The sequence below is a fragment of the Streptomyces sp. NBC_00306 genome, from assembly GCF_036169555.1.
In the GTDB taxonomy this organism is placed as follows: domain Bacteria; phylum Actinomycetota; class Actinomycetes; order Streptomycetales; family Streptomycetaceae; genus Streptomyces; species Streptomyces achmelvichensis.
In genome coordinates, this window is the sequence record NZ_CP108032.1 from 6,313,077 (window position 1) to 6,332,456 (window position 19,380).

General features: G+C 70.9%; 23 protein-coding genes. 10 read left to right on the forward strand and 13 right to left on the reverse strand.

What is annotated here, in order from left to right:
• Positions 1-3: 3 nt before the first annotated feature.
• The 3 genes from OHA05_RS28070 to OHA05_RS28080 form a co-directional block, all read right to left on the reverse strand.
• Positions 4-1,347 carry a DUF692 domain-containing protein gene (locus OHA05_RS28070; protein WP_328862038.1) on the reverse strand — a complete coding sequence of 448 codons (1,344 nt, stop codon included), beginning with the start codon at positions 1,345-1,347 and terminating at the stop codon, positions 4-6.
• Positions 1,348-1,477: 130 nt separating this feature from the next.
• Positions 1,478-2,254, reverse strand: coding sequence for a DUF4142 domain-containing protein (locus OHA05_RS28075; RefSeq protein ID WP_313943522.1), 777 nt, complete (start codon positions 2,252-2,254; stop codon positions 1,478-1,480).
• Between the two features lie 108 nt (positions 2,255-2,362).
• Entirely contained in the window at positions 2,363-3,079 is a 717-nt protein-coding gene (locus OHA05_RS28080) for an aminoacyl-tRNA hydrolase (RefSeq protein ID WP_313943521.1), read from the reverse strand.
• A gap of 81 nt (positions 3,080-3,160) precedes the next feature.
• Here OHA05_RS28080 and OHA05_RS28085 point away from each other — a divergent pair, with 81 nt between their 5' ends.
• Entirely contained in the window at positions 3,161-3,835 is a 675-nt protein-coding gene (locus tag OHA05_RS28085) for an AIM24 family protein (protein ID WP_313943520.1), read from the forward strand.
• Between the two features lie 147 nt (positions 3,836-3,982).
• Positions 3,983-4,642 carry an RraA family protein gene (locus OHA05_RS28090; RefSeq protein WP_313943519.1) on the forward strand — a complete coding sequence of 220 codons (660 nt, stop codon included), beginning with the start codon at positions 3,983-3,985 and terminating at the stop codon, positions 4,640-4,642.
• 64 nt (positions 4,643-4,706) lie between these two features.
• Here the strand turns inward: OHA05_RS28090 and OHA05_RS28095 are convergent, their stop codons facing one another.
• Positions 4,707-5,444 carry a flavodoxin family protein gene (locus OHA05_RS28095; protein WP_328862039.1) on the reverse strand — a complete coding sequence of 246 codons (738 nt, stop codon included), beginning with the start codon at positions 5,442-5,444 and terminating at the stop codon, positions 4,707-4,709.
• Positions 5,445-5,745: 301 nt separating this feature from the next.
• Between OHA05_RS28095 and OHA05_RS28100 the strand changes: the two genes are divergently transcribed.
• The 3 genes from OHA05_RS28100 to msrB all read left to right on the forward strand — a co-directional run bounded on the left by OHA05_RS28100 (position 5,746) and on the right by msrB (position 7,797).
• The gene (locus OHA05_RS28100; protein ID WP_328862040.1) at positions 5,746-6,666 is read left to right on the forward strand and encodes an NADP-dependent oxidoreductase; all 921 of its coding nucleotides are present in this window, start codon (positions 5,746-5,748) and stop codon (positions 6,664-6,666) included.
• A 145-nt stretch (positions 6,667-6,811) separates the two neighbouring features.
• Positions 6,812-7,264, forward strand: a complete 453-nt coding sequence (locus tag OHA05_RS28105; RefSeq protein WP_328862041.1) for a DUF5709 domain-containing protein — start codon at positions 6,812-6,814, stop codon at positions 7,262-7,264.
• Between the two features lie 86 nt (positions 7,265-7,350).
• Positions 7,351-7,797 carry a peptide-methionine (R)-S-oxide reductase MsrB gene (gene msrB, locus OHA05_RS28110; protein WP_313943515.1) on the forward strand — a complete coding sequence of 149 codons (447 nt, stop codon included), beginning with the start codon at positions 7,351-7,353 and terminating at the stop codon, positions 7,795-7,797.
• Positions 7,798-7,836: 39 nt separating this feature from the next.
• Here the strand turns inward: msrB and OHA05_RS28115 are convergent, their stop codons facing one another.
• The 5 genes from OHA05_RS28115 to OHA05_RS28135 form a co-directional block, all read right to left on the reverse strand.
• Positions 7,837-8,133 carry a DUF6510 family protein gene (locus OHA05_RS28115; protein ID WP_328862042.1) on the reverse strand — a complete coding sequence of 99 codons (297 nt, stop codon included), beginning with the start codon at positions 8,131-8,133 and terminating at the stop codon, positions 7,837-7,839.
• 11 nt (positions 8,134-8,144) lie between these two features.
• Entirely contained in the window at positions 8,145-8,888 is a 744-nt protein-coding gene (locus OHA05_RS28120) for a ferredoxin reductase (RefSeq protein ID WP_328862043.1), read from the reverse strand.
• Positions 8,858-9,457: a molybdopterin-dependent oxidoreductase gene (locus OHA05_RS28125; protein WP_313943512.1), complete on the reverse strand. Its 600-nt coding sequence runs from the start codon at positions 9,455-9,457 to the stop codon at positions 8,858-8,860. The genes OHA05_RS28120 and OHA05_RS28125 overlap by 31 nt, the downstream gene beginning before the upstream one ends.
• A 147-nt stretch (positions 9,458-9,604) precedes the next feature.
• Complete coding sequence (locus OHA05_RS28130; protein WP_328862044.1) at positions 9,605-10,501, reverse strand: polysaccharide deacetylase family protein; 897 nt, start codon at positions 10,499-10,501, stop codon at positions 9,605-9,607.
• A gap of 37 nt (positions 10,502-10,538) precedes the next feature.
• Complete coding sequence (locus tag OHA05_RS28135) at positions 10,539-11,024, reverse strand: MarR family winged helix-turn-helix transcriptional regulator (RefSeq protein ID WP_313948825.1); 486 nt, start codon at positions 11,022-11,024, stop codon at positions 10,539-10,541.
• Positions 11,025-11,282: 258 nt separating this feature from the next.
• On the opposite strand from OHA05_RS28135, the gene OHA05_RS28140 reads away from it, so the two are divergent.
• Together OHA05_RS28140 and OHA05_RS28145 are read left to right on the forward strand one after the other, a co-directional pair.
• Positions 11,283-11,792: a cupin domain-containing protein gene (locus OHA05_RS28140; protein ID WP_313943511.1), complete on the forward strand. Its 510-nt coding sequence runs from the start codon at positions 11,283-11,285 to the stop codon at positions 11,790-11,792.
• A gap of 140 nt (positions 11,793-11,932) precedes the next feature.
• A complete protein-coding gene (locus tag OHA05_RS28145; RefSeq protein ID WP_328862045.1) occupies positions 11,933-13,366 on the forward strand; it encodes a S1 family peptidase in 1,434 nt (477 codons plus the stop codon).
• 139 nt (positions 13,367-13,505) lie between these two features.
• On the opposite strand, the gene OHA05_RS28150 is transcribed toward OHA05_RS28145, so the two are convergent.
• On the reverse strand, positions 13,506-14,003 hold the full coding sequence (locus OHA05_RS28150) for a MarR family winged helix-turn-helix transcriptional regulator (protein ID WP_313943509.1): 498 nt from the start codon (positions 14,001-14,003) through the stop codon (positions 13,506-13,508).
• A gap of 97 nt (positions 14,004-14,100) precedes the next feature.
• Between OHA05_RS28150 and OHA05_RS28155 the strand changes: the two genes are divergently transcribed.
• On the forward strand, positions 14,101-14,514 hold the full coding sequence (locus tag OHA05_RS28155) for an organic hydroperoxide resistance protein (RefSeq protein ID WP_313943508.1): 414 nt from the start codon (positions 14,101-14,103) through the stop codon (positions 14,512-14,514).
• A 405-nt stretch (positions 14,515-14,919) separates the two neighbouring features.
• Here OHA05_RS28155 and OHA05_RS28160 read toward each other — a convergent pair whose 3' ends face one another.
• The 3 genes from OHA05_RS28160 to zapE all read right to left on the reverse strand — a co-directional run bounded on the left by OHA05_RS28160 (position 14,920) and on the right by zapE (position 18,007).
• Positions 14,920-16,281, reverse strand: coding sequence for an alkaline phosphatase PhoX (locus OHA05_RS28160; protein ID WP_313943507.1), 1,362 nt, complete (start codon positions 16,279-16,281; stop codon positions 14,920-14,922).
• Positions 16,282-16,428: 147 nt separating this feature from the next.
• Positions 16,429-16,854 carry an OsmC family protein gene (locus OHA05_RS28165; protein ID WP_313943506.1) on the reverse strand — a complete coding sequence of 142 codons (426 nt, stop codon included), beginning with the start codon at positions 16,852-16,854 and terminating at the stop codon, positions 16,429-16,431.
• A 43-nt stretch (positions 16,855-16,897) separates the two neighbouring features.
• Entirely contained in the window at positions 16,898-18,007 is a 1,110-nt protein-coding gene (gene zapE / locus OHA05_RS28170; RefSeq protein ID WP_413777717.1) for a cell division protein ZapE, read from the reverse strand.
• Here zapE and OHA05_RS28175 point away from each other — a divergent pair.
• Together OHA05_RS28175 and OHA05_RS28180 are read left to right on the forward strand one after the other, a co-directional pair.
• Positions 18,006-18,770, forward strand: a complete 765-nt coding sequence (locus OHA05_RS28175) for a pyrimidine reductase family protein (RefSeq protein ID WP_328862046.1) — start codon at positions 18,006-18,008, stop codon at positions 18,768-18,770. The two genes, zapE and OHA05_RS28175, sit on opposite strands and share 2 nt — an antisense overlap.
• Positions 18,771-18,875: 105 nt before the next feature.
• Positions 18,876-19,346 (forward strand): indole-3-glycerol phosphate synthase, encoded by a 471-nt coding sequence (locus tag OHA05_RS28180; RefSeq protein WP_328862047.1) that lies wholly within the window; start codon positions 18,876-18,878, stop codon positions 19,344-19,346.
• The last annotated feature ends 34 nt before the right edge of the window (positions 19,347-19,380 follow it).

The window sequence follows — 19,380 nt, forward strand, 5'->3', positions numbered from 1 at the left end:
CGGTCACCTCCTCACCAGCGCGGCCCGGGCCGCCCGCACGATGCGGGCGGTGCGCCGGGGCGGGTGCGCTCCGGCGCGCTCCTCCCACCACCGGGTCAGCAGCCGGCGGGCGCTCTCGTCGGCGGGCTGCCCGGCCACGAGCAGCTGCTCCGCGAAGTCGAGCGCGTCACGCCGGTAACCGGCCTGCATGGGGCGGTACTTGGCGTAGGCGAGGAAGGCGGGCCGGTAGCCCGCGCCGAGGATCTCCGGGAGTTCGGGCGCGACCTTGGCGACGACGTCGGCGCGCTTGGCGGCGAGCGCCCGGCTCTGCACACGGAGCCGCTGCGGGTCGAAGCCTTCGGGGGCGGGAGTCCCGGCGACCAGGGCGGAGAGCAGGGAGGCCTGGGCGATACCGACGCGCTCACGCGCCCCGGGGTCCACGTCCCCGACGGCGGCGCGCACGCCGCCGTCCGTGGTCCCCGCCGCCACGCGCACGCCATCGCCGGCGCGGACCGTGCGTGCCTCGTCGGTGCGGGCCGCGGGCCCGGCGCCGTTCACCACCGTCGCGCGGACGGTCTCCAGTTCGGCCGCCAGCTCCCCCGGCGGGGGGAAGTCGTCGTCGCGCTCCAGCAGGACACCGGGCGGCGCGACCCGCGACCGCAGCTCGCACAGGACCTCAAGGACCGGTTCGGTGACCGGGTGGGCGTGGGTGTCGTGCCAGACGCCGTCGCGTTCGACACCGCCCGCGACATGGACGTACCGGATCGCCTCGACCGGCAGTTCGTCGAGCGCCTTCGCCGGGTCCTCGCCGCGGTTCACGTGGTTCGTGTGGAGGTTCGCCACGTCGATCAGCAGGCCCACGCCGGTGCGTTCGACCAGCTCGGCCAGGAACTGGCCCTCCGTGAGCTCCTCGTCGGGCCAGGAGATCAGCGCGGCGATGTTCTCCAGCGCCAGCGGCACCGGCAGGAGGTCCTGCGCGATGCGCACGTTCTCGCAGAGCACCTTGAGCGCGTCCCAGGTGCGGGGCACCGGCAGCAGATGGCCGGCCTCGAGCTGGGGGGATGCGGTGAGCACACCGCCGGCCCGGACGAACGCGATGTGCTCCGTCACGAGGGGCGAATCCAGCGCCACGGCCCGCTCCGCGAGATCCCCCAGTTTCTGCTCCGAGGGACGGTCCGCGCCGCCGAGACCGAGGGAGACCCCGTGCGGGACGATCTTGGTGCCGCGCGAACGCAGCCGCGTCAGCGAGGCGGGCAGATGGCCGGGGCAGACGTTCTCCGCCACGACCTCGACCCAGTCGAGGCCCGGCAGGCCCTCCACGGCGTCCGCGATCTCAGGACGCCAGCCGATTCCGATACCCAGTTCCATGGGAAGTCCCCTCCTCTGCCCACTGCGCCGTGTGACGGTGCGTGCAGGGCCTATGGCCCCGCAGGACGGCGGTGAACCCGGAGGAGGGGACGTTCAGAGGTTCATTTGAGGTTGCGGTCCGGACAGGGACCTAGCCGGCGGGCTGCGGTTCCGGCGCCTCCGGGCGGTTGGTGTTGACCGTGCCCGGCGCGACCGGCGAGGGCTTCGAGGTGCCGGGTTGCGACGGCTCCGCGGGCTGCGGCGCCGGCGGCAGGTTGCCGTCCGGCGGCGGCGGGCCCGTGGGGCTCGCGGTCACGCCGGTGGCCGCCTCGTTGGCGATGGCGTCGAAGTCGACCATGCCGGTGTTCTCCAGCATGGTGATGTGGTCCAGGACCGTCAGGTTGGCGTCGCTCGCGAGCTGGCGGATCAGCGTGTTCCTGGTGGTGTGCCGGACCAGCGCGATAGCGGAGAAGACCTTGCCGTGCGCGTTGCGCAGCAGGTTGGCGAACTTGTACTCGTACTCCCGCCCGCTCGCCGCCGACAGTTCCCGCAGCCAGCCCTGCTGCTGCTCGGTCGGCTGGTTCGGCAGCTCCACGCCGAGCTGCGCCGCCACGGTGCGGGCCCGCTTGTCGAGGTCCGCGTGCCCGACGATCAGGTGGTCACCGGCGTCCTTGATCGCCTTCGTGGGGGCCCGTTCGATCGCCTGCTGCCCCGCGGGCAGCTCCCAGAGCCCCGCCAGGCGGACCTTCACCAGCAGGTCGCGGTCCATCGCCGTCAGGGGTCCCCACTGGGTGGCCACCGTAGAGGCGTTGATGTTGTCCTGGCCGGTACCGGAACGGTCCGCGTACGACCACACAGGGAACGCCAGGGCCCCTACCGTGGCGACCAGGGCCGCGATGATGAGTGCCGTCCCGTTGATGCGCCGCAACAAAATGCCTCCTGAGCCGATGTGCTACACCGCAAACCAACCGCCAACTGAATCCGTGTTCAATGCATTCGGCGGTACTGAGAGGTACGTAACGCGGCGGCGGAGTGTTCAACTCCGGAGCGAGGGATGATCGGCGACCACCGTGCAGGAGCCCGGAGCGATCTCCGTGAAGCCGGCGTCGCGCACCACGGGCAGCCCGCTGACCGTGAGTTCCTGCCACAGGGCACGCCCCGGGGTGCGGACGGACAGCCGAAATCCCGTGTCCCGCCACGACTTGCGGTCGGCGTCCGACAGTTCCCACCACGCCAGTTGGGCGCCGTGTCCGGCCTGGGCCATCGCCTTGCCGGCCGACATGTCCAGTTCGGGGCTCAGCCACAGCACCGGCTCTCCCGGGCCCGGCTCGGCCGGCGGCTCCGGATCGTCCAGATCCGTGCCGGAAACCTGTAGTTTGGCCAGCTCCTTGGGCCAGCCATCGAGGGGCACCGGCGGGAAGACGCGTACTTCCGCCTCCTCGCCCGTCACCGTGATCCCGGGCAGCGCCGACGCCTTGCGCCACTCCGCGCCCCGCGCCCGCCGGACGACCTTGCGGATGCGGGCGTCCTGCCAGTCGCGCATCGCCTGCGCCCACTCGCCGTCCCCGGCCGAGCGGTCGTCGGACAGGATCGTGAGCACGGCCCGTGCGGCGGTCTCCAGCGCGTCGGTGCGCGCCGGGGGCGCGGCCTTCTCGATCCGCACGACCAGCGGCAGTACGTACTGCGGGGCTTCGTCGCGCGAGACGCTCTCGTGCCGGAAGGGACTGTCGGGGCTGATGTCTTCGCTGCTCACACCGCCAGTCTGCCAGCCGCTCCGGAACCCGATTCGCGGGGCTGTTGGCGGAACGGACGCGTCCGGGCGACGATGCACCCCATGAAAAGCGATCTTTTTGCCTCGGAGAACATGGCGCAGCAGGCCACCGTGCCCGGAATGACCCTGCAGAACGCCAAATCGGTCAAGTACGCCGTGAACGGCGAGATGCACGCGCGGCAGGGATCGATGATCGCCTACCGCGGAAACCTCCAGTTCGAGCGCAAGAGCCAGGGCATCGGCGGCATGCTCAAGCGTGCGGTCACCGGTGAGGGCCTGGCGTTGATGGCGGTGCGCGGCCAGGGAGAGGCGTGGTTCGCGCACGAGGCGCAGAACTGTTTCATCGTCGACATCGACCAGGGCGACGCCCTGACGATCAACGGCCGCAACGTCCTCTGTTTCGACGCCACACTCTCGTACGAGATACGGACGGTGAAGGGCGCCGGCATGACCGGCGGGGGCCTCTTCAACAGTCTCTTCACCGGCTACGGGAAGCTCGCCGTCATCTGCGAGGGCAACCCCATCGTCATTCCCGTCACCGCGCAGCAGCCCGTCTACGTGGACACGGACGCCGTCGTCGGCTGGAGCGCCCAGCTGAACACCTCGCTGCACCGCTCCCAGTCCGTCGGCTCGATGATCCGCGGCGGCTCGGGCGAGGCCGTCCAGCTGATGCTCCAGGGCGAGGGCTTCGTGATCGTGCGGCCCAGCGAGCTCACGGCGCAGCCCGCGTCGAACTGACGCGGCGGGTGATCGGGTAGCCGCCGACGGCGCGGCGGCGCAAGATGGAGAGTGCTGCTGAAGAGCTCGCCGAAGGCGCCGGCACGCCATCGGGCGCCGCCGTTCCCGCGCCGCAGGCAGGGCTGCGGCGGACGTGCGGGAGGTCCGATGGTGGAGGAAGCGCCGCGACTGCGCGAACTCGCGGCCCGTGTGCACACCGCAGACGTCGTGGACGCCATGGGGCGATTTCACCGGCACCGATGCCATCTGATGGATCTCAAGAGCCCCACGCCGGATCGTCTGCTCTTCGGACCGGCCGTCACCGTCTCGTATCTGCCGTCGTGCGAGAAGTCCCTGCCGACGGACCGGTACAACTTCACCGAGCTCTTCCGTGAGGCCATCCGCGAAGGCGGGCAGGGGCGGGTGCTGGTTCTGGCGAGCAACGGCTACCCGGACGCGTCGCTCGGCGGCAAGGTCAAACTCTCCCCGCTCGCTGCCCACGGGCTCGCCGGAATCCTCACGGACGCCCGCCTGCGGGACTTCAGCGAGCTCGCGGAGTACGAGTTCACCGCCTACTGCAGCGGCGAAGCCGTGCACTGGGGCGGGAACGCCGTCACGCCGTACGAGGCGAACCGGCCGGCCGTGGTGTCCGGAGTGGTGGTGCGTCCCGGTGACTATGTGTTCGCCGACGCGGCCGGGGCGGCGATCATCCCCGGGGCGGAGGTGCTCACGATCCTGGAGGAGGCCGTGCGGGTGGTGGACGAAGAAGCGCGCTTCGTCGAGACGAGCCATGGTGAGAGCGGATCCGGCGGCGGGCCGAAGCAGTAAGCCCGGGGGGTCCCGCACCGCCCCGCGGGCACCCGGGCGACCTGTCCGCAGGCAGCCGGCCCGCTCACCGGTGTTCGGGGTTCGGCTGGTCGAAGCGTGCGCCCGCGTCCCACTCGGTGCGCTGGTTGCCGCGGGCCGGGATACCCCCCGCCCGCTTGATCATGGCCGCGAGGTGCATCAGGTTCCAGGTCATGAAGGTGACGTTGCGATTGGTGAAATCGTTCTCGGGGCCACCCGATCCGGGGTCGAGATACGAGGGCCCGGGGCCGGCCTCACCGATCCAGCCCGCGTCCGCCTGCGGCGGGATCGTGTACCCGAGGTGCTGGAGGCTGTAGAGGACGTTCATGGCGCAGTGCTTCACCCCGTCCTCGTTGCCCGTGATCAGACACCCGCCGACCCGCCCGTAATAGGCGTACTGCCCGCGGTCGTTGAGCAGCGACGAGCACGCGTACAGCCGCTCGACGACCTGCTTCATGACGGAACTGTTGTCGCCCAGCCAGATCGGACCGGCCAGGACGAGGATGTCGGCCGCGAGGACCCGCTCGTACAGGGCGGGCCACTCGTCGCTCGGCCACCCGTGCTCGGTCATGTCCGGCCACACGCCGGTCGCGATGTCGTGGTCGACGGCCCGTACGACGTCGACCCGGACCCCCTGCGTCTCCATCAGGGCCCGGCTCTTGTCGATGAGTCCCTGGGTGTTGCTCACCTCGGGCGACCGCTTGAGCGTGCAGTTGACGACGAGGGCGCGGAGGCCTTCGAAGCGGTCGGGAAGCGCGTCGGCGGTCGGCGGCTGGGCGGTCACGGAGCCCTCCTGGATTCTGTCACCGTGCCGTTCACGGCGGTGCGACGCCGTCCATGGTGCGCTCCCGGGCTCCGCTCCGGCCGCTGCGGCGCGGAGGGCGCCGGACGACCACACCACCAGCCCAACGGCCCGGCGGGGCCGCACTCCGTGAACCACGCACCGGCGACCACAGGGAGGTCCGGCGGCGCGACGGTGTGTGAGTGTGGCCGAGTTGCCCGTGCCACGGCCGGGTGGTTGTGTCGATGGACGGGCGTGCGCGCGGGGTGAGCGATGTGATCCTTCGTCACAGAGAGGACCTGCCATGCAAGCCATCACCGTTCGAGACCGCGACGCCGGTCTCGGTGGACTCTCCCTGACGGACATGCCCCACCCGCATGCCGCCGAGAACGACGTCATCGTGAAGGTCCACACCGCGGGGTTCACGTCCGGGGAGCTCGACTGGCCGGGGACGTGGACCGACCGCGCCGGCCGCGACCGGACCCCGAGCGTGCCCGGCCATGAACTGTCCGGTGTCGTCGCCGAACTCGGTTACGGAACGACCGGTCTCACCGTCGGACAGCGGGTGTTCGGACTGACCGACTGGACCCGCAACGGCGCACTGGCCGAGTACACCGCCGTGGAGGCCCGCAACCTCGCGCCGCTCCCGTCGGACGTCGACCACGTGGTGGCCGCGGCGGTGCCGATCTCCGGGCTGACCGCGCAGCAGGGCCTGTTCGGCCACGGACGTCTCACGACGGGGCAGACCGTGCTGATCCACGGTGCCGCGGGCGGCGTCGGGTCGATCGCGGTGCAGTTCGCGCGCGATGCCGGGGCCCGGGTGATCGGCACCGGGCGGGCCGGCGGCAGGGACGTGGCCCTCGGTCTCGGCGTCGATGTCTACCTGGATCTCGAGAACGACCGGCTGGAGGACGCCGGCGAGGTCGACGTGGTGTTCGACGCGATCGGCGGCGAGGTCCTCGACCGCTCGGCCGCGCTGGTGCGCGCCGGTGGCGCGCTCGTCGCCGTCGCCATGCCGCCCACGGTCCGTCCCGAGGACGGGCGCGCCGTCTTCTTCATCGTCGAACCCGATCGCGCCGGGCTCGTGGATCTCGCCCGGAGGCTCCGCGACGGCAGGGTGAAGCCGATCGTCGGATCGGTGCGGCCGCTCGCCGAAGCGCCGGACGCGCTCGGCCCCGGCCGGCGCGGCCGCGGCAAGACGATCATCCGCGTCGCGGAGGACTGAGCGAGGCAGGACTCGCTCCTTCCACATTCCCGTGACGGCCAACAGCGTTACGCTGGGTGGAACGATGCATTCCGGGATGGCGGCGTCCCCCGGGCCGCTGTTCAGCTCTCGCCGGGGCGCATCCCACGGCACGAAGGACTCAGCGATGGCATCGACGAGCGAGTCGGAAAGCTCCGAATCGGCGGGGCTGCTCAGATCCCAGGAGGGTCTGGACGACGAGGAGATCGGCGACTTCCTGGACGCCGGGTACTCGCCGCCGGAACGGCCTCTGGGTATCGGCGAGTGGGGCGTCACGGCCCGAGAGGCGCTGTCGCACGAGGACCTCGACCATCGGCTGGCCCGGGAGGTCGGCGAGAACGCCGTCGACGAGGGTGACGGAATCGGTGACGCCTCGGACACGGATGGCGAGCTGATCGACGACGAGGTGGGCGACGAGCGGGCGGGCCGTCTGCTGGCCTGGGACACCGACGTGACGGGCGGCCGGCGCTACGACGGCTACGACTACTGGGCGCACGACGTGGGCATCGACGGCGGGGCCGCCTCCGCGGAGGAGGCTGCCGTGCACATCGTCCCGGACGCCCAGGACCAGCAGCGCTGAGATCGGGAGCGGTCGATCGGTGCGGTCGCTTCGGGGCGCCCGTCGACTCGGTGCCGTCCGTCCGAGGATCCGCCCCAGGAGGTGCCATGCCCGAGTACGTCAAGAACCCCGAGGCCGTCGCGCAACTCGCACCCGAGCAGTACCGGGTCACGCAACAGGACGGCACGGAGCGCGCGTTCGCCAACGAGTACTGGGACAACAAGGAGCCCGGCATCTATGTGGATGTCGTCTCCGGTGAGCCCCTGTTCGCTTCGGTGGACAAGTACGACAGCGGAACGGGGTGGCCCAGTTTCACCAAGGTGATCGACGCGTCGAACGTCGTCGAGCGGCGGGACGCCTCGCACGGGATGCTGCGTACCGAAGTCCGCTCGGCCCACGGCGACAGCCACCTCGGCCATCTGTTCCCCGACGGCCCCAGGTCCGCGGGCGGACTGCGCTACTGCATCAACTCGGCTTCCCTGCGTTTCATCCACCGCGACGACCTGGAGCGTGAGGGCTACGGGGCTTATGCGGGCCTTTTCGGGGCGACGTGAAGGGACGCGCCGACGTGGGCAGGCGTGTTCGGCGCCTGCTCACCGGTCGTCCACCGGAATGGCGAGCGCCGCGGTGCCGCTCATGTCGAGCCAGACCTCGCCCCTGCCGCGGACCATGCGCATCATGACCTCCCCGCACCCCGGGCAGCGAGCGACGCGGCCGGGGCCGCGGTCGTACACATGCAGCCCGCCCAGGGGCCCGGTACGGGTGCAGTGCGCACACCGGCTCACCGCCGCGGTGACATCGACCGCGAAGATCTCGGACAGTGGCCCCGCGAGTGCGTTGCCGTCCCTGTAGGTGGGCCCGCTGAACGGGTAGCCGGCTGAAACCGTCATGTCACCCTCCGCTAGCCGAATCGTTCTGTGCGGACGCGATCGGGGGAATGGCCGAGAAGGACCAGGTAGGCGGCGGCCTTCTCGACGAAGCCGGTCGGGCCGCAGACGTAGCAGGTCGGCTCGAAATCCGGGGGCCAGCCGTGCCGCGCCAGGTCGTCCGGCTCCACGCGTCCCGCCGGCCGGGGCCACCCGTCGGGTGTCACCCGTGTGTAGACGTACGTCATGTCGAGGCCCGGAGAGCCCTTGCGCAGCTCGTCGGCATAGAGACGGTCCGCGGGATCGCGCACGGAGTACAGCAGGCGGAACGGCACTCGGCTGCCGATCGACGACCTCGTACGGATCATGGACATCAGCGGCACGATCCCGGAGCCGCCCGCCACCAGCAGGACCGGCTCCGCCTGCTCGGGCTGCCAGACGAACCAGCCACCGACCGGCCCGCGGATCTCGACGAGGCCCCCGACCAGCAGCGTGTCCACGAGATAGGGCGAGACCTCCCCGTCCTCGATGCGCTGCACCGTGAGTTCCAGGTGCTCGCCGTCCGGGACGGACGCGATCGAATAGCTGCGCTGCGTGCTGTACCCGTCCTCGGCGGTCAGCCGGACGTCGACGTGCTGACCCGCCAGATGGCCCGGCCAGTCCGGCACGCTCAGCACGAGCGTGGTCGCCGTTCCCGACTCCGTACGCCGGTCCTCCACCTCAGCGGTTCGCCAGCGCAGACGGTCACCTAGTCGCCCCTGTATCGCTGCTCTTGCCATGGGTCTCCGTAGTTGTGGTAGCCGGCGCTCTCCCAGAACCCCGGTTCGTCGTCCAGGCGGAGCTCGATCGCGCGCACCCATTTCGCGGACTTCCACAGATACAGATGCGGAACGAGAAGCCGGGCGGGGCCGCCGTGCTCGGGCGCCAACTCCTGGCCGTCGTAGTCGTGCACGATCCACGCCTTGCCGTCGAGCAGGTCCTCCAGCGGGAGATTGGTGGTGTAGCCGCCGTAGGAGTGGACGAGGGCGAAGTCCGCCGCGGTCTCGACATCCGCGAGCAGGACGTCGAGGGACACTCCTCGCCACTCGGTGTCGAACTTGGACCACTTGGTCACGCAGTGCAGGTCGACCGTGGGCGTCTCCATCGGCAGCTTCTGCAAGGCCGCCCAGTCCCACGTGTGCCGCCGGCCGTCCTCCGCGACGACCGCGAGTTCCCAGGTCTCCAGCGGCACATGGGGAGTCGGGCCGGTGGAGAGCACCGGGAAGTCGTATGTCTCGTACTGGCCGGGCGGCAGCTTCTTGCCGTCGGTGGGCCGCCGGCCGTGGAATCCTGGCGAAATGATGGGCATGCGCACATCGCCTTCCTCAGCGCAGGACGCGCTTCGAGGACAAAGGGGTCCCTTGCCCTGAAGGCCTGTATCCAGCATGCGCCCGCGGGCGGCGATTGCTCCACTCGGGGCGGGCGGGGGCGAGGCACCCGGGCACCCGGCAACCCCCTAGGCCCGGCCCCGCCGCATCAGCTCCGAGACCTTGACGAGGCGGTAGCCGCGCTTGCGCAGTTCGGGGACGATCTTCCGGACCGCTTGTTCGGTGACCGGGGCCGCGCTGCGCGTGCAGTGCATCACCACCAGTGATCCGGGCTTCACCCCGGCGAGGACCTGTTCCGCGACCGCGTCCGCGTCCGTCGCGAAGGCGTCCCCGCTGACGACGTCCCACTGGACGGCGGTCACCTGGGCCGGGGCGATGGCCCGCAGCGCGGCGTCGTCGTAACAGCCGCCCGGGAACCGGAAGTACGGCACGGTATTGCGGACCCCGGCCTTCGCGAACGCGGCGAACGCCCGGTCCACATCGGCCCGCATCTCGCTCCTGGCCACCGTCGGGAGGCCGTAGCAGGAGGCCTTGAAGGCATGGTGGCTGTAGGAGTGGTTGGCGGTCTCGAAGAGCGGGTCGTTGCCGATCGCCCTCGCCTGGTCCGGATACTGCTCGGCCCAGCGGCCGGTCATGAAGACCGTCGAGGGGACCTTCATCTCCCGCAGTGACGCGATGAGGCCGGGATTGTCGAAGTGCTCTCCGTCGGCCGCCCGCGGTCCCTGATCCGCCGTCATGTCGGCGTCGAAGGTGAGCGCCACGGTCATGTCGCCCGTCGCGGTGGAGGAAGCGGCCCGCTCGAAGACGGGTGTCACCCCGCCCGGACCGGGGGCGAGTGTCGGCGGGGCCTGCTTCGGGCGCTGCTGCGGGGGTTTTCCGGGGTGGGGCGAGGCAGCGGCGGCCTTGCCGGGGGAGGGCGGCGCGGACGACGACCCGCTTCCGCAGCCGGCGAGCACGGCACCCAGGGCGGCCACGGCCGCAAGCCTTCGTGCGATAATGATCACTGACGGAAAATATACGATCATTCCATCAATGAAGGGACACCTCGCTCGGTGTCGGGTTCTACGACCCGGAGGTCCAGCCGAGCGGGTGCAGTTCCACCGGGCCGGACGGGGCGTCCGGCTCGCCGCCCGCCTCGGAGAAGGCGTTCAGCGCCGCGATGAGGGCCGCGCGCTGCTCCGGAGCCAGGCGCTCGACGATCGTGCTGATCTCCCCACGCCGCTTGGTCATCACCTCGTCCACGATGCGCGCGCCCTCCGGGGTGAGCCGAAGCTCCGTCTCGCGGCGGTTGCCGGGGTTGGTCCGGCGGTCCACCAGGCCGACGGCGATGAGCCGGTCCACCATGCGCATCGCCGTCGAGGGGCTGACCGCCAGCCGCTCCGCGAGCAGGACGAGCTTGGCGGCACCGTGCGTGGACAGCACGACCAGCAGCCGGAACTGAGGGAGCGTGACCCGGTCCTCCACCGACGCGAGGGACCGCGCCGAGATCGCGACCAGCAGTCGGGAGGCGGTGAGCACCGCGCCCGTGACCGCCTCCACGTCGTCCATCCTGTCGGCGCGCAGCCCGCTGCCGGGACCGGCCGGCTCCCGGAGGTGACCGGTCGCGCCGGGCTGCTGTGTCTGCTCCTTCATGGGCCTCTTTCTACCCTGCCGCCGCGACCGCCGCCGATGAACGTGCCCTTCGCCCGACCCGTACTCATGGCGGGGCGCCGCACCGGCCGCCGGTCGCGGTACCGCTCTCTTGCACTGTGCAATGATGCCCGGCGGGGGCTCGCCGACGTCCGGGCCCTGTTCGGGAGGATTGCGATGACGGTGTCCCCGAGAGCCGGAGTTCTCGCCGGCCTGGCCGACGTGCGCGCGGTACCCGTGGACCGGGGCGGCGCGCTGTGGCGACTGTCGGAGGCGGGCAGGCAACTGGACGCCAACATCATCCGCGTACCGCCCGGTGACCGGGTCGCGCGCCATGCCGAAGCGGACCTGGACGTCCTGCTCTGTGTACTCGACGGCAGCGGTGAGCTGGAGACCGACGCGGGCCGGCAGCGCCTGGAGGCCGGTTCGGTGGCCTGGCTCCCGCGTGGCAGCCACCGGGCGCTGTCGGCCGGAGCGGACGGACTCGCCTACGTCACCGCGCACACCCGCCGTCCCGGGCTCGCCATCCGCAATGCCTCCGCCTCCGCCGTCGCTGCCGTTTCCGCGGAGCCCGAAGGCGGCGAAGCGGCCTGCCTGCTGAACCGGATCTGTCCCGCGTGCGATCGTCCGGCCGAAGCAATCGACGCACGTTACTGCACCCGTTGCGGCAGTTCACTGGCGCCCTGAGCGCCTTCTGACGAACCATCAACAAGGTTCTTTTGCTTGTGCGATGAGAACAACACGCGCCTCATGCGTATCCAAGGGCGGACGCGTCCCCCGGTGTCCATCGGCAACCGGACTCCGTACCCCCTACAGGAGGCGACGAGTTGAGTCACAGGCGAATATCCAAGCGAAAGGCCGTTCTGGCGGGAGCGGGTGCCGTCGGCATCGCCGCGGCCGCCATCCTGCTCCCACAGGCCTACGCTGGGCAGGACGGTTCCCAGTCCGAGGCGGCGTCGGCTCCGAAGAAGATGAGCGCCGCCTCCGCGGCAGAGCTCCTCCAGCAGCTCGGCCAGCAGCTCGGCGAGTCCTACGGCGGTGCGTACTACGACTCCGACAAGCAGCAGCTCGTCGTGAACGTCGTGGGCAACAACAACAACGTCGTCGTCCAGGTCAAGAAGGCCGGCGCGGTGCCGAGGAGCGTCCAGAACAGCGCCACGAAGCTGACCGCGGCGAAGAGCACGCTCAGCAAGCAGGCCACCATGGCCGGCACCTCCTGGGCCGTCGACCCGCGGAACAACCAGGTCCTGGTGACCGCGGACCGCACCGTCGCCGGCGAGCGCTGGGACAGGCTGGAATCCGCCGTGCAGGCCCTCGGCCCCGGCGTGGCCCGCATCCAGAAGTCCGCCGGTGAGTTCAAGACCTTCCTCGAGGGCGGCGACGCCATCTTCGGTGGCGGTGCGCGCTGCTCCCTGGGCTTCAACGTGACCACGCAGGACGGCAGCCCCGGCTTCCTGACCGCCGGACACTGCGGTGTCGCGGCCGAGCAGTGGTCCGAGGAGGCGAACGGCGAGCCGATCGGCACGGTCCAGGAAGCGGTGTTCCCGGGCGAGGGTGACTTCGCACTGGTGACGTACGACGACCCGGCGACCCAGGCGCCGAGCGAGGTCGACCTCGGCAACGGCCAGACGGTCGCGATCACCCAGGCGGCCGACGCGGCCGTGGGCCAGGACGTGATCCGGATGGGCAGCACCACCGGGCTCAACGACGGCCAGGTCACCGGACTCGACGCCACCGTGAACTACCCCGAGGGCACCGTCACCGGTCTGATCCAGACCAACGTGTGTGCCGAGCCGGGTGACAGCGGCGGCGCGCTGTTCACCCAGGACGGCAGCGCGATCGGCCTCACGTCGGGCGGCAGTGGCGACTGCACCGCGGGCGGCGAGACGTTCTTCCAGCCGGTGACCACGGCCCTCGCGGCGGTCGGCGCGCAGATCGGTGACGGGGCGGGCGCCGGAGAGGGCGCTGACGGCGGTGCCGAGGCCAATGCCGGTGCCGAGGCGAACGCGGGTGCTGACGGCGGTGCCGAGGCCAATGCCGGTGCCGAGGCGAACGCGGGTGCTGACGGCGGTGCCGAGGACAACGGCGGCCTCGACGGAGGCGTCCAGGACAACGGCGGTGCCGAGGCCAATGCCGGTGCCGACGGCGGTCTGCAGAACAACGGCGGAGCCGACGGCAACGGCGGCGCCGACGACAACGGTGCCGGCGGGAACGACGCGGGGGGTGACGCGGCCGGCGACGGCACGGGCCAGCACAACTGAGGCCGGTCTCTCCGCGGACACGCGCAGACGAGGAGCCCCGGACATCGGCGGATGTCCGGGGCTCGTCCGTGCCCGGGGTGTCCGGCGCGTCGGCCGGACCCGCGTTCCTGCGTGCGTGCCGCGCCCACCTCGCCGGGCGTCAGTCGTCCTCCGTCAGGCAGGCCGCTGCCTCCAGCCCGGTCGTGTCCAGCGTGGCGGTCAGCGCTTCCAGCTCGGAGCGCAGCGCACGGATCCGCTCCACCGACAGCCCGGTGGCCTCGCCGATCCTGCGGGGCACGTCCAGAGCCTTCTCCCGCAGCTCCGCGCCCGCCGCCGTGGGCCGGGCCGTCACGGAGCGCTCGTCCTCCTTGCTGCGCCGACGCTCCACATAACCCGCCGCTTCGAGCCGCTTGAGCAGCGGGGACAGGGTCCCGGAGTCCAGGCGCAGATGCTCGCCGATCTGTTTGACGGGCAGCTCGCCGTGCTCCCACAGCACCAGCATCACCAGGTACTGCGGGTAGGTGATCCCCAGATCCTTGAGGGCGATCCGGTAGACGCTGTTGAACGCCCGGGACGCGGCGTGCAGCGAGAAGCAGATCTGGTGGTCGAGGCGGAGGAAGGCCTCGTCCGGCACATCGGTCAGTGGCGTCTTCTCCATGCGTCCAGCATACCTGCGCCCCATTGAGTTGTGCACAACTTAGTTGTGTGCTCTACTTACGCCATCGATTCGCAACGGACGAAGAGGGATGCATTTCATGGACGCGATCTACACCGCAGTCGCCACCGCCAATGGCCGTGAGGGCCGCGCCGTCAGCTCCGACGGTCAGATCGATCTCCCGCTCGCCTTCCCCGCGGCGCTGGGCGGCAACGGTCAGGGCACCAACCCCGAGCAGCTCTTCGCCGCCGGCTACGCGGCCTGCTTCGCCAGCGCGATGGGCGCCATCGGCCGCCAGGAGCGGATCGACGTCAAGGACGCGTCCGTGACCGCCGAGGTCAGCATCGGCAAGGACACCGACGGCGGCTTCGGTCTCTCCGTGATCATGCGCGTCGAGCTTCCGGACCACCTCCAGGGCGAGGCCGGCCGTGACCTCCTGGAGAAGACCCACGCGTACTGCCCCTACTCCAAGGCGACCCGCGGCAACCTGCCGGTCGAGCTCGTCATCGAGTAATCGCCCCGTGCAAGGCGAAGCCCGGGACAGGGAGTTACCGGACCTGTCCCGGGCTTCGCCGGTTGCTCCAGAATTCTGGGAGCGCTTCTGGAGACGGCTCCATCGTGCGGCGCGCCTCTCCCGGGCGCACGCCGGGCGCGGCTGACCAGGGGATCACGCCCGCCGGCCGGACCGGCACCACCCGGAGCTCACGGTGGCCGCGCCCGGGAGCCCACGGCCCGCAGCCCGTACTCCTGAGCCCGCACTCCTGAGCCCGCAAGCCCGCGGCCCCGCGGCCCGCGGCTCATGGGCCCAGGGGGCACGACCGCCCGGCACTCATGGACCGGTCACCCGGTGACGTCCCGGGCCGGGCATCCACCACCCCGCCCGGAACCGCCGCCGCGCCACCCACCCCGCCCGCGTCCGTCAGCCCCAGGGCCCCGTGACCGCGAACGTCGTCCCCGGTGTGTAGCAGTTGACGTACATCGTCTCGCCGTCCGGCGAGAAGGTGACCCCCGCGAACTCGCCCCACTCCGGTGCCTCGGGGGTCCCGATGTTCTGGCGGCCGCGGGCCATCGCGTACACGGCGCCGGACTTGGTCAGCCCGTACACGTGCTGGGCGCCGCTGCCGTCCTCGCAGACCATCAGCCCGCCGCTGGGAGCGAGGCAGATGTTGTCCGGGGATTCGCCGGGGAGCTGGATGTCCGTGCTCGGACCGAAGGCGATGACCAGCGTGAGCCGGCGCCGGTGCGGTTCGTACTTCCACACCTGGCCGAAGTGGTCCGCCGCCGAGCCCTCGCCGCTGCGGGCGAAACTGGAGACGAAGTAGACGGAGCGCCCGCCCCAGTAGCAGCCCTCCAGCTTCTGCGCGTGGGTGATGCCCTTGGGGCCGAAGTCCTGGAGCCGGATGGGTGTTTCCTTCGCCTGGCTGTCCGGTACGGGCACCCACTCGATCCGGTCGAAGCTCGCTCCCGGTTCCTGGATCGCGGAGAGGTCGGGCACGCCCGGCACTCGCATGGCCTCCAGTTCGCCACCCGCGCGCAGTGAACGCGTCCCGCCCAGTGGCCTGTTCGGCAGGAAGCGGTAGAAGAGGCCGAAGGGACGCTGGAAGGCGTCCTCCGTCTCGTAGATGATCCCGCTCTGCGGATCGACCGCGATCGCCTCGTGCTGGAAGCGGCCCATCGCGGTGAGCGGTACGGCCCCGGTGCGCTGCGGGTCGGCGCCGTGCACCTCGAAGACGAACCCGTGATCCTTGGTGTAGCCGTTGGTGCCGGCCTTGTCCTCGGTCTCCTCGCAGGTCAGCCAGGTTCCCCAAGGGGTGGGCCCACCCGCGCAGTTGACGGCGGTGCCGGCGATCGCGACCCGCTCGGACAGGACGTTGCCCCGTCCGTCGAGCTCCAGGGACGTGCAACCGCCCTTGCCCATCGGGTCGTAGGTCAGACCCTTGACCGTGGGGACGGGGATCGCGGCGTCCGCGCGGTTCTCGTGGTTGCGGACGAGGTGCACCCGGCCGCGGCGACCGGCGAAGGCCGCCATGCCGTCGTGATTGCTCGGAACGCGGCCCTCGCCGGAGCTCAGCGGTTCGCCCTCCCGTGAGAGGACCCGATAGCGGAATCCTTTCGGCAGATCGAGCAGACCGGCTGGGTCGGGGACGAGGGGTCCGTAGCCGGCGTGGTGCCCGCGAGCGGCCGCGGTCCCCGCGAAGAGCTCGGAGAAGGCGCCGGTGAACGCGATTCCGGCGGTCAGTGCGCCGGTACGGGCCAGAACTTGTCGACGTGTTGCGGACATGAGGCAACTCCCTGTTGGGGGGACCTCCCGTTGCCGAAGCCCGGGGAGGGGACAGGAGATGTGACCCGCACGTGTGTATCACGCACCCGGATGCACGGGAACCGTGCGGGCCACATGAGCCTTCAGCTGTCCCTACAAGTCAACCGTTCAGGCGAGCGAGGCACTCAGGGTGATCGTCGTGCCCGACAGGGCCTGGCTGACCGGGCAGTTGGCCTTCGCGTCCTCGGCCGCCTTGACGAAACCCGCCTCGTCGAGACCGGGGACCGTGCCCTCGACGGTGAGGTGGATTCCGGTAATGCCCGTGCCGGGCTGGAAGGTCACCTCGGCCTGGGTGTTGAGCCGGGTCGGCGGGGTGCCGGCCTGGGCGAGCCCGTGCGAGAGGGCCATCGAGAAGCAGCTGGAGTGGGCGCCGGCAATGAGCTCTTCGGGGCTCGTCTTTCCATTGGCCTGCTCGGCGCGGGAGGGCCAGGAGACGGCGTACTCGCCGATTCCGGAGGAGTCGAAGGTGACGGTGCCCGTGCCTTCGGTGAGGTTGCCCTCCCAGACCGTGTGCGCCTGACGCGTGGTGGCCATGATGCGAATCCCTTCTGACGGAAAGGTGGTTACGCACCCGAACCTACTGCTCCACAAGGCCCTTCGCGTCACGGGCCAGCGCGGTGAGACGGGAGATGGCGCGGAAGTACTTCTTGCGGTAGCCGCCGTTCAGCATCTCTTCGCTGAACAGTCGGTCGAAGGGCATGCCCGAGGCGAGCACCGGCACTTCGCGGTCGTACAGCCGGTCGGCGAGTACGACGAGGCGCAGGGCGGTCGACTGGTCGGGCACCGGCTGCACATCGGTGAGGCAGACCGCGCGTATGCCGTCGGTCAGGGCGCCGTAGCGGCTCGGGTGCACCTTGGCGAGGTGGTCCAGCAGTGCCGGGAAGTCGTCGAGCGCGGCGCCTTCGGTGGCGTACGCGGCCTGGGTGACCGTCTCCTCGGAGTACGGGGGAGGGGCGTCGGGCAGTCCGCGGTGGCGGTAGTCCTCCCCGTCGATCCGCAGCGGACGGAACTGCGCGGAGAGGCCCTGGATCTCGCGGAGGAAGTCGGCGGCGGCGAACCGGCCCTCGCCCAGTTTGCCCGGCAGGGTGTTGGAGGTGGCCGCGAGTGCCACACCCGCCTCGACGAGCTTGCCGAGGAGGGTCGAGACGAGGACGGTGTCGCCCGGGTCGTCGAGCTCGAACTCGTCGATGCACAGCAGCCGGTGACCGCTCAGGGTGCGCACGGTCTGCTGGAAGCCGAGGGCGCCGACCAGATTGGTGAGCTCCACGAAGGTGCCGAAGGCCTTGAGCGAGGGCTCGGCCGGGGTGGCGTGCCACAGGGAGGCGAGGAGGTGGGTCTTGCCGACGCCGTAGCCGCCGTCGAGGTAGACCCCGCGAGGCCCGGTGGGAGCGGCCGGCTTCTTCGCGAACCACCGGCGCTTGCCGGATCCGCTCGCGTGCGCCCCGCCGAGGCTCGCAGCGAACGAGCTGAGGACCGTGACCGCCTCGCGCTGGCTGGGCTGGTTCGGGTCCGGGACGTAGGTGTCGAAGCGCACCGAGTCGAAACGCGGCGGCGGCACCATCTCCGCGACCAGCCGGTCGGCGGGGACGTGCGGCTCGCGGGCGCACAGCGAAAGGGGGGCCGCTTCGGTCATGGCACTGGTCGACACAGTTCCCAACTGTAAGGGTCGTGCCAGACTGCTCCGCATGCGACGACTGCTCCCTGTGACCGACCAGACATCCGGTGAGGACCGCGAATGGTCCCTGGACGAGCTGGCGGACGCCTACGCGTATCCGGACGCCCTTCAGGGTGCCTGGCTGCGGGCCAACATGGTGTCCTCGCTGGACGGGGCGGCCCAGCACGACGGCCGGTCCCAGCCCCTGTCCTCCGACACGGACATGCGGATCTTCGGCACCCTGCGGGGCCTCGCCGACGCGGTCGTGGTCGGCGCGGAGACGGTCCGTCTCGAGGGTTACCGGCCCGCACGTGCCCGGGAAGCCTTCGCGGAGCGCCGGGCCGCTGCCGGTCAGGGTCCCGCCCCCGCGATCGCCGTGGTCAGCGCCTCGCTGAACCTCGACTTCACCCTGCCCCTGTTCACCGAACCCCTGGTGCCGACGCTGGTGCTGACAGGCGCCGCGGCCCCGCCGGAGCGGGTCCGGGAGGCGGAGAAGGCGGGCGCCGAGGTGGTGGTCGCGGGCGACGGGCCCGGGGTGGATCCGCCGAGGGCTGTGCGGGCGCTCGCCGAACGAGGCCTGCGGCGGCTGCTCACCGAGGGCGGGCCGCGCATGCTGGGGCAGTTCGCCGCGTCGGGCGTGCTCGACGAACTGTGTCTGACCGTGTCGCCCACGCTCACCGTCGGGGACGCGCAGCGCATCACGGGCGGGCCGGGACTCGCCGTCCCGGCGCGCTTCGCCCCGACGTCCGTACTGGAGGAGGCGGGGTTCCTTTTCACCCGCTACCGTCGCATCTGACAATCGGCGGAATTCGTCGTTCCGGTTTGCTCCGGCCGGGCAGACTACTCTCGCAGTCCCCGTACCGGCGCGGGGAAGGATGGTTTCCGCAGAAGGGCTCCTGACGTGTTCACTAGCGTATTGATGATCGAGAAGCCCCTGACCTCGGAAGATGTGGAATTCGTCACCACACTGCACGGTGACGAGAACGTCTCCTTCGTCGTCCTGATGCAGCCGCGCGGCGACCAGGCCGACCTCCTGCTGCGTGCCATCGACGACGTGGCCTTCGGTGAACTGAAAGAGGCCGTCAAGGAGGGTGAGGAGCCGGAGGGCGAGGCTGCCAAGGCTCCCGCCCAGCGGGCGCTGGAGAACTCCCTGGCCGCCCTGCGCGCCGCCGGCAGCGAGGCCGTGGGCCAGGTCGTCGAGGACCATCCGCTCGACAAGCTCAAAGCGGTCGTCGACGAGGCGGGCGCCGACGAGGTGATCGTGCTGACCGCACCTCACTACGTCGAGGAGTTCTTCCACCGGGACTGGGCCTCCCGAGCCCGCCACAAGGTCGGCGTCCCGGTGCTCAAGCTCTTCGCGCACAGCGAATAGGCTGGCCCCTCGCACGTACTCGTACCTCGTGGGG

Coding starts and splice junctions, on each gene's coding strand:
- OHA05_RS28070 (WP_328862038.1), bottom strand. CDS start 1,347: ATGGAACTGGGTATCGGAATCGGCTGGCGTCCTGAGATCGCGGACGCC.
- OHA05_RS28085 (WP_313943520.1), top strand. CDS start 3,161: ATGAAAAGCGATCTTTTTGCCTCGGAGAACATGGCGCAGCAGGCCACC.
- OHA05_RS28090 (WP_313943519.1), top strand. CDS start 3,983: ATGGTGGAGGAAGCGCCGCGACTGCGCGAACTCGCGGCCCGTGTGCAC.
- OHA05_RS28100 (WP_328862040.1), top strand. CDS start 5,746: ATGCAAGCCATCACCGTTCGAGACCGCGACGCCGGTCTCGGTGGACTC.
- OHA05_RS28105 (WP_328862041.1), top strand. CDS start 6,812: ATGGCATCGACGAGCGAGTCGGAAAGCTCCGAATCGGCGGGGCTGCTC.
- msrB (WP_313943515.1), top strand. CDS start 7,351: ATGCCCGAGTACGTCAAGAACCCCGAGGCCGTCGCGCAACTCGCACCC.
- OHA05_RS28115 (WP_328862042.1), bottom strand. CDS start 8,133: ATGACGGTTTCAGCCGGCTACCCGTTCAGCGGGCCCACCTACAGGGAC.
- OHA05_RS28120 (WP_328862043.1), bottom strand. CDS start 8,888: ATGGCAAGAGCAGCGATACAGGGGCGACTAGGTGACCGTCTGCGCTGG.
- OHA05_RS28125 (WP_313943512.1), bottom strand. CDS start 9,457: ATGCCCATCATTTCGCCAGGATTCCACGGCCGGCGGCCCACCGACGGC.
- OHA05_RS28130 (WP_328862044.1), bottom strand. CDS start 10,501: ATGATCGTATATTTTCCGTCAGTGATCATTATCGCACGAAGGCTTGCG.
- OHA05_RS28135 (WP_313948825.1), bottom strand. CDS start 11,024: ATGGACGACGTGGAGGCGGTCACGGGCGCGGTGCTCACCGCCTCCCGA.
- OHA05_RS28140 (WP_313943511.1), top strand. CDS start 11,283: ATGACGGTGTCCCCGAGAGCCGGAGTTCTCGCCGGCCTGGCCGACGTG.
- OHA05_RS28150 (WP_313943509.1), bottom strand. CDS start 14,003: ATGGAGAAGACGCCACTGACCGATGTGCCGGACGAGGCCTTCCTCCGC.
- OHA05_RS28155 (WP_313943508.1), top strand. CDS start 14,101: ATGGACGCGATCTACACCGCAGTCGCCACCGCCAATGGCCGTGAGGGC.
- OHA05_RS28160 (WP_313943507.1), bottom strand. CDS start 16,281: ATGTCCGCAACACGTCGACAAGTTCTGGCCCGTACCGGCGCACTGACC.
- OHA05_RS28165 (WP_313943506.1), bottom strand. CDS start 16,854: ATGGCCACCACGCGTCAGGCGCACACGGTCTGGGAGGGCAACCTCACC.
- OHA05_RS28175 (WP_328862046.1), top strand. CDS start 18,006: ATGCGACGACTGCTCCCTGTGACCGACCAGACATCCGGTGAGGACCGC.
- zapE (WP_413777717.1), bottom strand. CDS start 18,007: ATGCGGAGCAGTCTGGCACGACCCTTACAGTTGGGAACTGTGTCGACC.